We start from the raw sequence: 14,506 nt of genomic DNA on the forward strand, positions 1-14,506 counted from the left end.
GTGAGTATTGCACGGGATTGGGGTGAATTTCCGAACCGATGGACAGGCGCTGACCTACAAAAAAGCCTGAACTGTTGCCAGATGACGGACTCAAAAACCGGTGGGAGAAACTTCGATCTGCTGTTGGCGCTTGTCGCTTTTATCCAAAGTGAAGTTCTTCGCCACAGATTGCCCCCCTACTCCACTAGCCCCTTGACGCCGCCAGCTCCCGCATCTGCTCGCGCAGTGCCTTGGGCGCAGTATCCGCAATGCGGTCGCTGCGGTCCTTGCCCATTTCGCGCACGCGCTTCCACACATCCGGCATCTTCACCACGATGGGCTGCTCCGGGTTGTCGCGGTTCCATTTGGCCAGGCGCTCGCGCACCCGCTCCAGTGCCACCTCGTCCTTGCGGAACAGCGCGTCTGCCCACTGTGCTTTGATTTCAGAGCTGGTCTGGATATAGAAGGACTTGCTGCGCTGCATGAAGCTATTGGCCTCCTGCACCTCGGCCACGGTCTTGGGCTGGAAGCCAATCGCTTTCGCCGCTGCTTCGGCCAGCGTCGTATCGATCACCTTGTAGCCCTTGGTGTCGCGGTACATGCCCGTGGCGGCCATGTCGGCGCCCTTGGCCAAGTTGCGCACGGCGGTGGGCGAGACTTCCAGCGCCGCGCCGGCCACATCGCCGCCCAGCAGTTTGCGAGCACCCGTAAAGCCGCGCGCCACCAGATCACCGGCTGGGCCCACCATTTCCATCAGGTCGCGTTCACGATTGGGCTTGTTCAGGAACAGGCCGGTACCGGGCAGCAGGTTGCCCATGCCCAGACGCCCCGACACATCAATGGGTGCCCCAGGCAGGCCCGAGACGCCCTGCTCCATGAAGTCCGCCAGCTCCTTGCCCACCACGCTGGCCAGCAGCTCCTTGCGCCACTGCTTGGCGCTGATGTTGTAGCCCATGAGCTGACCGGCTCCGTCAATCAGATCCTCGGCGTCCTCCATGAAAGGCACGCCACCGGCGCCACTCATCAGCACCAGCATGGCCAAGGCCCAGCCCACAGCGCGCTTGCCCTCGGGTCCGCCTTGTGTCCACATGCGCTGCATCAGCTCCAGATAGCTGACCGAGTAGGTCTTGAAGGTAAACAGCGTCCCGCCCACCGCCCCACGAGCCCAGCGCGGCTTGTTGGCCTTGGAATAGACAAACTGCGTCTCCAGCACCGCCTGGCGGGCGAACTCTGCCGGGTTGGCAATCCCCTGCTCCTTGGCCGTGCGGTAGGCCGCAATAAATGTAGAGCGGCGGTTGAACTGCTCAGCCAGTGCAAAGGGCTGACCCCACAGCACCTTGCCCTGCTCCCACAGGTTGCCCGCCTTGGCGCGCATGTCGCCTGCCTTGGTGCCATCACCCGAGCGCAGCATGCCCGAGCCGCGCGCCTGGGCCATCAGCTGGTGGATTTCCTGGGGGCTCACGGTGCCGTCATCCTCGGCAGACTGCAGCGCCTTGGCCAAGTCCGCCTCGTACTGGTGGCCCTTGGTCGCCATATCCTTGAGGGCACGGGCCAGTTGCGCGCTGGCCTTCTTCATGCCGCCGTACTGGCTCAGCCAGGGCAGCGTGACCGCAAATGGCTGGGTCGTGTTCACAAAGGCCGAAGCGATGGAGCCGCCCAGGTACTGGGCAAACAGCATGCCGCGCACGGCCTGGCCTTCTTCCTGCGGGTCGCGGATATAGCTGCGCAGACCCATGGCCAGATCCTTGAGCTCGCCTTGCTCCTTGGGAATCGCGCCAATGGCCTTGTCCATCTTCCCCGCGTTCAAGCCCATGGCCCCGGCGCGTGCATTGGAGTACACAAAGCTAGCCACCACCCGGCCTACGTCCTCGCTGAAACCTGCCACGCCCTTGCGGTGAATCAGGCGCTTCATCGCGTTGTGGTTGTTCTTGGTCAGCTTCAGGAACTCTTGGAAAGCCTTGTCCTGGGCTTCATTGCCCTCGGCCTTGAGCCCCAGCATTTCCCCGAACTGCTCCAGCGTCTCAGGCGTCACGCCGGCAAACAGTTTGTAGGCTTCTGCACTCATGGTGCCCTGGGTGATGGTCGCGCCCTTGAACTCAGAGGCCAGCTGCATCTTGGCCAAATTGGACTCTCGCTGGCTCTCATACATGCCGAAATATTGGCGCTCGCCGTTGGCGTCCACCACATCCACGGTGTACCGGCCAAAACGGGTCAGAGGGGCATAGCCCGCTTTTTGCAAGTCCGCGGCTGTTTCCATGCGGCTCTTGATCTGCTGCATGTACAGGCCCAGGCGGTCTGCCGAGTCAGGGTCGGCCTTAGCGTCCTGCGCCAGGGTGTCCAGCAGCAGCTGGGCGGCAGACTCCACGGAGGGCTGATCCAGCACCGCCTCGCGCATGGCCTCGTACTTGTCGCCCACCACACGCAGCATGTCGGTGCGCGCCGTCATGTCGATGGAGCGGTCAATCGCCGCGCGCGTTTCACGGTACAGGCTGATCTGGTTGTCCGTCGCGCCGAACTGAGATTTAAGCTCAGCATCGCTCCAGACAATACCGGGCTTGAGTAGTTTGCTCTCAAAACGAGAGTTAATCAGCTTCTCAAACTGCTCCGCCGGCAGGCCTTGCCACATGGCCAGCACGCCCGCATCAATCTTGCCGTGCTTGAGCAGCATGGCCGCCTTGTTATGAGCCGACAGATTGGCATAGCGCTTTTGCAGGTCGTCCACCAGGGTGGGCTTACCGTTCTCGTCGCGCGCCCAGATCAAGGTCCCTTCAAACAGCGGCTTGGCCACTGCCTTGTTGTCGGCTACAGAGACAGGCTTTTTGCGCAGGTCGGCCAGGGTTTCCACACGGGGCAGGATGCGTGGCGCCATATTGGCAGCATCGTTGGCCAGCATGCTCACATCGTCAATGTTCTGGCTTGCTGCCTCGTACACCGGCTTGAAGGCTGGCACGCGCTCGGCCAGGTGGCGCATGGTGCCCACCGACTTATCCCACAGCGATACCTTGCCCTCATGGGTAAAGGTCTTGCTCAACTGGTCCAGGGCGCTGGTCTTGATCCGGGTGAAGTCGTCTGCACCGAAGTTGGCTACATCGCCTTCACTGGTATCCAGTTTCAGCAAACGATTGAGCTCACGGGCCACATCGGCGGCCGATGCCTTGATGCGCTGAACCTCGTTTGCTACACTGGCCTCGTCTCCTGAACTCGTTGAGCCAGACCGTTCGGATGCCGCCTTGGCTGCATCAACACTGGATACTCTCGGGTTCAGGAGATTTTCTTTGAGCGAAACGCTGTGCAGATACATGCGCTGCGTGTTGTGGTCACGGCGTACCAGCACCGTCACGATGTTGTCTCTGCCAGACAAGCTCACAGGCGCAGACACGTAAAAGCTGTCCTTGTTGCCCACAGTCGTGCTGTAGACCAGCGCCCCCTTCTCAATCACATCCTTGACGGCCGCGAAGGCAGCTTTCTTGGCCGCGTTGGCCCCGCCATGCGCCAAAGAGCCCTTGGCAGAACGGGCATCCAGCACCACCTCACCGATCTCCGGGTTACTTGCCACACCGCCTTGGCGCGCGAACAGATCCGCCGCCCACTGCTCAATCGCCGCATAGCCGCCGGCGGGAACATCCTCCAGATTCAACACCGAAACCGGCGCCCCCTGCAGAACGCGCGCCCGCTGCAAATCGCGCGATTCCTCAACCATCTGCGCGCTACTACTGCTACGCGTCCCCTGCTTGCGCAGCGCCATGTCCTCGCGCATAGCCGCCACCCCCAGCTTCAGAGCCTGCGACAGTGCATTGGTAGATTCGTTGGGCAGGCCCAGGATGGAGCGCAAGATTCGCACAAAGCCGTCCCAAGCGCTCTTGATAGTGCTGCCCGTCGGCGCCTTCATCTTGCGCAGTGCGGCCTGGAAGTCGGGATTCGTGAAAACTTCGGCCACGAACTCATCCACATTGCCGTTCTTGTCCGAGATCCCGTAGAACCCTGCCACGCCCGGCTGCTTGCGCACATGCGCTGCCAGCTTTTGCAGCTGCAGACGTGCCAGGCCCGGCTTGGCCAGGGCACGCATGGTGGCCGCGTGCATGGCCTCGTGCATAAAGATGCGCTCTGCCGCGTACTCGGCACTGCCCGCGATGGCAATGGTGTCAGTCTTGCCACGGTACTGGCCGTGGATGGGGTTGCCCTTGCTCTTGCCAATGTGGCCGAACTCGATATTCGGCGTAATGCCGGACTTGAGCAGCAGACGCGCGACTTGGCGCAAGAACGGGTCTTTGGAGCCACTGGCCACCACGCGCAGCACATCGCGGGCGCTCTTGCCCTCTGCGATGGCCTGCATCACGGCCTTGTACTGGGCGCTGGCAGGGCGTCGCTGGGCCGCGCCCTCGTAGTTTGCGGAGTCTGCTTCTACAGCGCGCGGAGCCAGTTGCATATCGCCCGCAGGCTTGTCGATCACCACCATGCGCGCAGCCACGCCTGTGTTGACCGGCAGGCTCGGGTCCATGAAACTGCCTTCTGGCAGCTTTTCATTGGTGGCGCCGCGCTCATCCAGCCAGTCGCGGAAGGCTTCGGCCCGCTTGTTGGACTGGAAGAAAGCGCCCTCACCCATGATGGCCACAATGCGTCCGCCGGGGCGCAGCAGGCTGTAGGCATGTTGAACGTGGGCAATGTCGCGGCCATCCGAGAATGGCGGGTTCATGATGATGCGGTCATACCCAGACCATGTGCCGTTCTGGCCAATGCCGGTCAGCTCGCCTCGGTCGTAAAGACCCAGGCGGTTGCCGTCCTTGTCTTCCAGGCGCACACGCTGGCTGCCCATGCCGCCCACTCCGCGCATGATGCCCTCGACGCCATCGGGCGCTCGGAAGGTATCGCCATAGGTGAAGAAACGGCGCGGCTCCATGTTCAGGAAGTCATTGACCTCGGCCAGATGGAACCCCTTGGCCTCCAGCAGCTCGCGGCGCTGGCCAGAAATCTCCACCACGTCCGGCCACACGCCGGTTTCTGCCACGATGGCATCAGCAATATGTCCCATGCCCGCCGACGGCTCCAGCACTGCCATACCTTCGGAAATTTCCGCCGCGTCCAGCATGCTTTGCACCACTGCAGGACTGGTTGGAAAGAAGTCCAGGCCGTCATTGGCGCGGCCCACCATGGAGCGCTCAAGCTCCTTGATGCGGTCGGGTGTAGCCATTTCCTGCTGCAGCGATGCCAGCTCACGCAGGGCCGAGCGGAACTCGGCGCGCGTCAAAATGCCCATGCGTTGCAGACGCTGGCGGTTTTCGTAGGCGCTCTCCAGCTGCCAGGGCAAGGCCAGCGCCTTGGAGCCCTTGCGCTTGCCCAGCTTCACCAGATCCTCGATGAACTCAGCGCCAATGCTCATACGCTTGTCGCCATCGCCCTGCCACAGCCCCTGCTGCATGGCCTCGCTGGGCGACAGAATCACCCGGTTCTGGCCACGCTTGATGGGCAGCACCACCGCCTTGCCCACCAGACCACTGCGTTTGATGGCGCTCTCTGCGTCGTCCTTGCTCGCAAATTCTGCGAAGCCGCCCTGGTGCTTGCTGCCAAAGTGGCTCACACGCAGCAAGTTCTCCTTGGCCCAGTCGGTATAGGCCTCGGTCACATCGTCGGTATGGCGGGCCAGCGTGGCGCCCAGCTTCTTGCCACCGTCCAGCGCCAGCAGCTGACGCGCCAGACTGGCCCAGTCGCTTCGGTACATCTCATAGGTGGGGAAGGCGGCAAAGTCCACAGTTTCCGCGTCAATGGGTTCGCCCTGGCGTTTCATGCGCTCGCCATAGTCAGGGTACTTGGCCTGCAACTGGTTGCTCTTGGCAGTGCGCAGCTGCCCGATCAGGTACTCCACCTGCACCCGCTGGCGCACGCCATCCAGAAACTGCGTGGTACCGGCATCAATAGCTTGGGCAATATTGCGCATGGTGCCGGCCAGCGCCTGCTGGCTGCGAGCTGCCGCGTCGGCCGAAGCCGCAAAACGGGCGCGGCGGGCCGTATTCACCTTGCGGTCTGCCCCCAGCGCTTCTGTGGCGCGCTCGTCCAGCGCGTCGGCCATAGTGCGCAGGCGCTCGGCAGCGGTCTGGCTCTTGTCGTCGTCAAAGGCATCGCGGCGCTGGTTTGCCAGCTCCTGAGCCTGTGCGGTATCGCCGCCCACCAGCTTCTGGAAGGCCTCTGCCGCCTCGCGGGTGCGGAACTGAAAGCCTGGTACCGCACCATTGCCCCGGTAGCTGCTGTAGCTGCCGCCCATGCGCTTGGCGCTGCTGTTGAGGGTGTCGTAGGCGTCACGCTCCACGCGCTCGGCCAGCTGCACCACATACAGGTCATGCCCGTGCTTGGTGTGCTTGGTGGCAATCACCTCGCCCGCCGTGGTGTTGCCGGCGCTGACCACGCTCACCTGGGCGCGGCGCTTGGCAGCTTCTCGGGCCTCCTTGCTCTGCGCCGCTTCCAGCGCGTCATACTGCTGGCGCTGTTCGGGGCTCAGGCGCAGATAGGCCTGGTTCATGGTTTCGCCGCGATCCATCCAGTGGCGCATAAAGCCCCGGAAATCCTGCAAGCTCTTGGGGTTGGCCAGCGCCTCGGCAGCCGCGTCACGCTGGGCCTTGACCTCATCGCGCGCGGCCTTGATTTCTGCGGCGCGGGCGGCCAGATCCTCTGCCGTGGTGTTGCCCACCAGCTCGCGCAATGCCCGGGCCTTGTCCGCCTTGTTCTTGGCAATGGATGCGGCTGACAGGAAATAGCTGCTGGTCCCATAACTGCGCCCCAGTGCATAGGTGTCCAGCATCTTCTGGTAGGCCGCCAGCACAATGGCGTCCTTCTTGTCGTCCTTCATGCGATAGGTGAACATGGCCCCGCCCGCCTTGAGCAGTTGAGCCTTGGTCAGCTTGCTCAGCTCAGCCAGCACCGCATCTTGATTGGCCTCCAGCTCAGCAAAAGCGCTCTTGTAGTCATCAAGCTCCAGAGTGCCCGCATTGATACCGTCTTCGATGGCGTTATGGCGATCCAGGTAAGAGGCAGCCTCGACAGAAGGCTTCACCTTATCGGCTGGCTTTGTCACCTCAAACATCACTCTCCGAGCAGAGGCCATATCTGCCTTAAAGGATGTACGCCCACCACCTACTGGGTCATACACATGAACCTCACCCTTGGGAGAAATGCTCTCGATCATCACGGGCTTGCCACCCGTCAGATAGTCAAAGTCAGCGGAAGGCGTGATGGTGTCGCCCTGTACTGCGCCATTGAGGAAGTTGTCTGAAACCTTGGCGATCTTCTCTTTAACTTTCTCCGCATTGGCTTCGCGCATCTTGGCCGGAACGCTCTTAGGCTTCTCCGTCGCGGCTTCTTCCTTTGCTGCCTTGGCCTCCTTCATTTTCTGAGGCACTGACTTAGGCGCCTTCTGCGCTGGCGCAGCGTTCTCAGCACTCGCGCTGGGCGAAGCCTTCACCGCCTCCAGCGCCTTCTCCACCGGTGCATCCAGCACGATGGTCTTGACCTGCTTGCCTTCCTCGGCTGCCGCGACAGCCTGGTGGTGACCATCAATGATGTGGCCGTCACTGGAAACAATCACCGCCCTGTCACCTGTCGCGCTCTTGGCGGCTTCCACCTTGGCAGGGGAATACTCTGCCTGTGTGGGCTTGAGGTCTGCCGCGTCCACGGTCTTGGTTTCATGGGCAATGCCCTGGGCATTCAGGTGCTTGACCAGACCGCCATGGCTGGCCGTTGGCACCTGGGGCATGTCAGCGCGCGGAATTCCCAGAGTGCCTGACTCTGGCGCGAACGCCTTGGCATCGCCCATGTTCTGAGCTTGTCCGGACAACGCTGCAGGCGCTGCCTTTGCTTCACTTTCGATAGCTTCTGGCGCTTTATCAGCAATGCCCGCACTTGGATTCACCAAAGACTCCACCAGCTTGGCGCGTGTCTTCTCGCCAATGTCTGCCCAGGCTCGCGTGTGCAGGTTCTTGCGGGCAATCGCGTTCAGACCGGGTGCATTGCCGGCCACGGCTTGGCGCTCTATCGTGGTCATGCGTGTCCAGCGCTCCGAAGCATCCAGCTGACGCTGAAGCTCTTGCTCGCGCTGGGCATTGCCCTCCTTGGCAATCGACTCAGCGGCGCTTACCTGCTTGGCTGGCGCTGCTTGCGGGCTTGCCGCTTGGCTTTTCGCTGGAGGCGCGACTGGCGCTTGCGCTCCATCGTGTTGAGCTGGGGTGGCATTGGTGGCTACTCCTTGGGCTGCAGACTGGGTTGCAGGCGCGCTTGCTTGCGCTGCTCCTGCTTGCGCTGATTGCGGGCTGCTTTGCTGGGCTTGATCGGCTTGATTGGCATTGGTTGTTGCTCCTTCGTTGATAGCTGTAAGCGGTTTCTGCGCAAGCGCCTGGAGTGCTTTTTCCAGTTTTTTCGTGCGCTTGTGATTGGGGCCGTAATGGGCAATGGCCTGCTGCATCTCGCCCGCGCTCATGTCGGGGATCTGCTTGGCCAGAATCTGGGTAATGCCGGTCAGCGCGGCTGGTGCTGGCGCGCCCGTGGTCGATGCGCCCTGCTTGGAGCCCTTAGCGGCCTGCACCTCCAGCTTGGTGAGCTGGGTTTGCAATGCATTGCGCTGGGCCACCATTTCCTTGTTCCAGCCCTGGGCCGCACCCTGCTGCTGCATATAGGCAATGCGGTCCTTGACCTCATTCATCTGGGCCTGCAGGCTGATTTCTCCGGTATCCGGGTCCACACCAGCGGGCACCTCTGGCGCGGCCTGCTGCTGCACTGGTGGCTGCGCGGCTGCAGGAGCTGACTGGGACTGCACCACTGGCGAAGCCCCAGAATCCACGGCCATGACTGCCGCCTTGGACAGCGCGCCTGCATTGGGATTGAGGCCCATGCGCTGGCTCAATGGCACCTGCTGCTGGGGCTGCGCATCGCCCACCAGGCTCAGATTCCCGGTATCCCACTGGCGCGCAGGTGCTGCATTGGACAACGGTGCCAGGCCGGTATCGACCTCAATGCGCCCTGTATCGAGCTGGGCCGGCATGACCAGCCCGCTCTTTTCGCGCAAGTCCTCATGGTCCAGCACAGGGGGAACAGCGACAGGTTCAGTGCTCTGCAGGCTCAGGCCACCGGTGTCGAATTCACGCTCAAAAGGAATTTCGTTGCCCACGGACTCAGCAGCCGCGCCGGGCAAGGTTTCATAGTCCAGGTTGGGCGCATTGGCCTCAGAGGCTGGGGCCGTGCCAGGCTGCAGCTCACCTGCCGCGCCGGCGCTGGTTGTCCAGTTCGCATCTGCTGGCTTGGCATCTGCACCCGGTGCACCAGAAGCTGCAGCCGCTTCCTGCTGGGCCTTGGCCGCATCACGGATTTGCTTGTCAGTGAAACCGCGATAGCCTGCCGCGCCTGCCCCCATGGCACCGCCCGACAGAATGCCCATCACCACAGCGTCATCCAGCCCCTCAGACCAAGACTTGCCCAAAGCCTCGTTCTGCAGAATCTGCTCAGACACAGACTGCGGCAGTTCTTCCAGCACACCTTCGGCAATCGCGCCCTCGCCCATCTGGCGAAGAATGCTTTTCTGGGCGGGCTGCGCCAGCGGGTTCACGGCGGCAGCTGTCGCGCGCTCGGCGGCATCCTTGGCCATGCCCTTTTTGCCCTGGGCCATCATCATGTCGGCATCGCCAATGCCAAGGCGGTTAGCAACCTTGTTGCCCGCAAAGCCCAGAGCGCCCGTAGTCAGGCCAGTCGCAGCTGCCAAGCCGGCTTGCTTGCCGTTCAGCAGACCATCATCGGTTTCTTGGCGGATTTGCTCGGCGGCAGAGCCTGCCCCCACCACGCCTTCACCAGCAGCGCCAGCCATGGCCGCGCCCTTGGCTCCCATCTGACCCAGACGGGTGGCAGCCAAAGCACCGCGCCCGACTACACCACCTGCCCCCATCAGACCCAACGAGGTGCCAATGCCCTTGGCAATTACGCTCGGATTCTGGAGTGCTACCGCCGCCTTATCGACAATTCCGTCCGCATCCTGAAACTTCTGCTCTGCAGCTTGGGTAGCATCTGAGTACAGCTTGCTTGTGATTTCTCGCGCCTGCTTGGGACGGAAGCCGAACGAGCCACCCTCATTCTCTAAAAACTTGCCTACACGACCACCAGTCGGAATGTCGAGCAAACCGACGGCAGCCTCGGGAACTCCAATCGCTAAATCGAGTGTGCCCGCGCCCAAATCCTTTGCCCATCCTTTGAGGCCGCGCGATGGCGGCTCTTGAAATGGGACAGCCCTGGAAGGGTTGAAGTCACCACTGCCTCCCTCCGCAGGGACTGAGCGTGCCGGATTGAAGTCATCTTTTTGCATACCCGCGATGACACCTCAGAGCAGGCACAGCGTCCAACCCTAGCGGGGGACATTCAGCTCAAGACTGCAGGCCGGTCAAGCGGCCACGGCAAGCGGCGGCCAACCGAGCTGGACTCGGCCAGAGGCCTCGTCATAGACCTTCTCCAAATGCTTGATCTTTCCAGATTCATTCATATGGAGCGCAAAAACAAAGGGAATCGTGGCTTTCTTCATAGTCGCAGGGATGGGTCCACCAGCGCCTGTATGGTGTGCCAGTGAGTCACCATACATCAGCACTACGCGCGCTTCAGGGTCGAAAGCAACCGCATGTACTACCCCGCTTGATCCAGCAAAGACAGTGCTGAAAGCCGCGTGAATTTGCTCGCAATACGCCTCGATCGTATGGATACCGCTGTAACTACCTGCGGCACTGTGAAAGGTTGCCCCATCGGCCACATATTCCTTACAGCCAGCCCACCCCAAAAATTGCATTTCACAAGCGTCAAAGAAGTCTCGAGCCGTCTTGATGGCTTCCATAGTTGCCTCCTGGGTAATCACTGGAAATGAAAGCAGGGGAAAACTGAGTATTTCCCGATGCGGCCTAAAAACTCCGGCTAAATGTCTCCAGGTCGTTTTAGGGTTGGGAAAATATTGGCAGTAGCTCTCCTATCGTTCATCGTCTGGTTAGGCTAAGGATTTACCTGAAGGCGTCAGGCTTCGCATGTTCATGCCTATCCGAAGTCAACCTAATAGACAGCCTAGTGCTATAGACTTTTACGCTTTCAACCAAGAGAAAGACCTGATGAAGATCATCAAAAGTGTTGCAGTTGCTGCCCTCGGCGTGATTCTGGCTGCGTGCGGAAGCCCTCAGGATGCGACAGAGAGCAACTTCAAGAAGGCTATTCAGCCTTACTTAGATACCCAGCAGCTATGCGTAGACCTGCCAGCAAATGCGGCTCCTTTTTCTTTGCAAGATGGGGACAATCCTGGCCAGAAATCTTTCCAGCGAAAAAAGGCTGAGGCCTTGGCTGCTGCAGGCCTGCTTTCGACGAAGCCTACTGAGGTCAAAGCGCTCTTCTCCAATAAATTAGTTCGAGGTACAGAATTCCAAGTCACTGAACTAGGAGAGAAATATCTGCAGCCCTCCAAGCCTGGACGTAATTCCAAGTTCTGCACTGGCAAGTATGAAATGGGTAATGTGACCAACTTCACACCCCCTAGCGACGTGATGGGAATGAAGATTTCCCGCGTGGATTTCAACTACAAGGTACGCGATCTAGCCGAATGGGCCAAGAATGAAGCCATGGTTACTGAATTCCCACAAGTGGCTGCACTCACCTCGGATGAAGTCAAGGGCAAAGCCACCCTAGTACTGACCAATAACGGTTGGATGCACGAGAAGCTGTACAGAAAGTAATTGAGCACCTGGCGGCAGCCTCATCAGCGACCGCATGACGAAAAAGCCCAGCCTTCAAGAAAAGTGCTGGGCTTTTTTGTACTTTGACGTAAACCCAACGGCAACAGAGTGAGCTGAAGTGATACAGCCTACGGATTCCAGTCTTACTTGATCACCGGCTCCAGAACTCGTGGACAGGCAACAAAATTACGTGGATACACAGCCGGTCAACTTGGACGGCAGCAAACGACCCAAAGCGGACCTTCCCGCATCCGGTGCAGGCAGACATTCGACATCAAAGCGAGCACCTATTTTTTTGAGGGTAGGCGTAGTAACCGGAGTCCATTGAACACCACCAGCAGGCTCGCTCCCATGTCTGCAAACACGGCCATCCACATCGAGGCGTTGCCAAAGACAGCGAGCACAAAGAACACCGCTTTGATTCCCAGCGCCAAGATGATGTTCTGCCACAGAATCGAGTAGGTTCTCTTCGAGAGCAAGACAGTCTCTGGCACACGACGCAAATCGTCATTCATGATGAGGACGTCCGCCGCCTCTTTGGCGATATCCGTTCCGGCGCCACCCATCGAGAATCCAATGGAGGCGGCAGCCAGACTCGGAGAATCGTTGACGCCATCACCGACCATGCCAACAGATTGCTTGGCAACCAGTCCGTTGATGACTTTGAGCTTGTCTTCAGGCAGCAAGTTGGCCTTCACGTCGTCAATGCCCACCTGGGCTGCGATGGCACGCGCTGTTGCCTCGTTGTCGCCGGTCAGCATGACTGTGCGGATGCCCAGGGCCTTCAGTTCGGCTACTGCCTGTTTGCTCGACTCCTTGGTCGTATCAGCCACTGCGAACAAGCCGAGAACGCCTGCAGGGCCGGCGAGCACGGATACGGTTTTGCCCTGATTTTCCATGTCGAGCATGAGAGTTTCAACGGCGTCTGAACATTGACCCCGCTCGTGAATCCAGCGATGGTTGCCAAGAACGTAGGTCTGTCCGTCGATGTCGCCGCGAACACCCCGGCCAAGTTCTGCGGCAAAGTTCTCGACGTCAACGGTGGCACCATCAATCCCAGAAGCAACAGCCTTGGATACAGGGTGGTCTGAGCGACCTGCGAGGCTTTTGGCAATGCTTTGAATGCGTTCATCACTTTGCAACGATGACAGGAATCGAGTGTCCACCAGCTTCGGCGTTCCGGCAGTAATAGTCCCAGTCTTGTCGAGCGCCACAACGCGCAGCTTGCGAGCCTCTTCAAGGTACACCCCACCTTTGACAAGAATGCCTCTGCGAGCAGCAGCCGACAGCCCGCTCACCACGGTGACCGGTGTCGAGATGACCAATGCGCAGGGACAAGCAATCACGAGCAGCACGAGCGCTTTGTAGATGGCGGTCAGCAACGGCCAGCCCAGCATCAGCGGTGGCACTACCGCAACGGCGATGGCTAGCACGAACACGGCGGGTGTGTAGATGGCCGCGAACTGGTCCACGAAGCGCTGCATGGGCGCACGCTGACCTTGCGCTTCTTCCACGGCGTGAATGATGCGGGCCAGTACCGTGTCAGTGGACAGCTTGTTGACAGTGAATTCCAGCGAACCGCTTTGATTGATGGTACCCGCGAACACAGTGTCTCCAGGGGCCTTGTCCACGGGAATGCTTTCGCCGGTCACTGAGGATTGGTCGACCGCGCTTTGCCCGGTGGTGACTATGCCATCCAATGCAAAGCGTTCACCCGGCTTCACCCGTGCGAGCGAACCGACAGCAACCATCTTGGCATCCTGAACCTGCCAGGAGCCATCGACCTGCTTCACTTCAATTTGCGGAGGTGACAGTGCCAGCAATTGTGCGATGGCATTGCGTGCGCGTTCAACGGAGCGCGCTTCAATCAACTCGGCAAGCGAGTACAACGCCATCACCATGGCGGCTTCCGGCCATTGGCCGATGACGAAGGCACCAATTACCGCCACGCTCATCAATGCGTTGATGTTCAATTGACCGCGAAAGAGCGCTGCAAGTCCCTTCTTGAAAACCCCGAGACCGGACAAAGCGATTGCGACCGCGGCAACAGCCATGCCTGCAATCTTCCAGATGGAAGATTCCGGTGACAGCAGATGCAGCAATTCGGCCGATGCTGCAACCATGAGTGCCGCAATCAATCGAAACAGCTCGCTGCGCTGAGCTTTCTTGACATCTGCAACGGACGGTGGAGTCGACAGCATCTCCGTCTTGAAGCCCGCTGATTGAATCATGGCTGAGACCGCCACCCATTCCTCGGGGACCGCGTCGATTTTCAAAGTGCGCGCTGGCAAATCGAACTGAAGTCGTTTGACGCTGGCCACTCCTTCAAGAACCTTGCGGATTTGCGCTTCTTCCACAGGACAATCCATGGCAGGAATGCGCAGCAGCAAACCGCCATCCGCCGAGACATTCAACCCGGACGACGAAGCGGAACTGTCTCCCGAACATGCGCCACCAGAGCAGCAGCTTGCCTCCACATGCGCAGGTGTTTGTGCAGGCGAAAGTGGAATCGGTGCCGAGGGTCCACAGCCACATGAGTCCATCGCTTTGGCAACCACCACCGGCGACTTCTCTGCCGTTTCGGCGCATCCGCCAGGAGCACAGCAGCTTGTCGTCGCCACTGGCGTTTCCTTCGTTGACTCTGTGCAGGCGGACTTGACCGTTGCGCCTGCGTCGCAGCACGTAGTCGATGCGCAGCAGGTTCCTTGTGAGACATCACGTGCCCTGGATGTATCGGGGTCTGAAGTTTGAAGCGACATGGTTATATGGTGAATCCTGTTGCATCGATTTGAAACCCTGTA

Annotated in this window: 5 protein-coding genes; 2 read left to right on the top strand and 3 right to left on the bottom strand. The window is 60.2% G+C overall.

Annotated elements, in window-relative coordinates:
* Positions 1–184: 184 nt before the first annotated feature.
* On the bottom strand, positions 185–10,180 hold the full coding sequence (locus AC2I9W_RS15215; protein ID WP_486410766.1) for a PLxRFG domain-containing protein: 9,996 nt from the start codon (positions 10,178–10,180) through the stop codon (positions 185–187).
* Between the two features lie 204 nt (positions 10,181–10,384).
* A complete protein-coding gene (locus AC2I9W_RS15220; RefSeq protein WP_486410767.1) occupies positions 10,385–10,825 on the bottom strand; it encodes a hypothetical protein in 441 nt (146 codons plus the stop codon).
* 265 nt (positions 10,826–11,090) lie between these two features.
* Between AC2I9W_RS15220 and AC2I9W_RS15225 the strand changes: the two genes are divergently transcribed.
* Positions 11,091–11,705, top strand: coding sequence for a hypothetical protein (locus AC2I9W_RS15225; protein WP_486410768.1), 615 nt, complete (start codon positions 11,091–11,093; stop codon positions 11,703–11,705).
* Positions 11,706–11,992: 287 nt separating this feature from the next.
* Here the strand turns inward: AC2I9W_RS15225 and AC2I9W_RS15230 are convergent, their stop codons facing one another.
* A complete protein-coding gene (locus AC2I9W_RS15230) occupies positions 11,993–14,074 on the bottom strand; it encodes a heavy metal translocating P-type ATPase (protein WP_486410825.1) in 2,082 nt (693 codons plus the stop codon).
* Here AC2I9W_RS15230 and AC2I9W_RS15235 point away from each other — a divergent pair.
* Positions 14,073–14,456: a hypothetical protein gene (locus tag AC2I9W_RS15235; protein ID WP_486410769.1), complete on the top strand. Its 384-nt coding sequence runs from the start codon at positions 14,073–14,075 to the stop codon at positions 14,454–14,456. The two genes, AC2I9W_RS15230 and AC2I9W_RS15235, sit on opposite strands and share 2 nt — an antisense overlap.
* Positions 14,457–14,506: the final 50 nt, after the last annotated feature.

The organism is Comamonas sp. FUJ_7 (assembly GCF_057369555.1).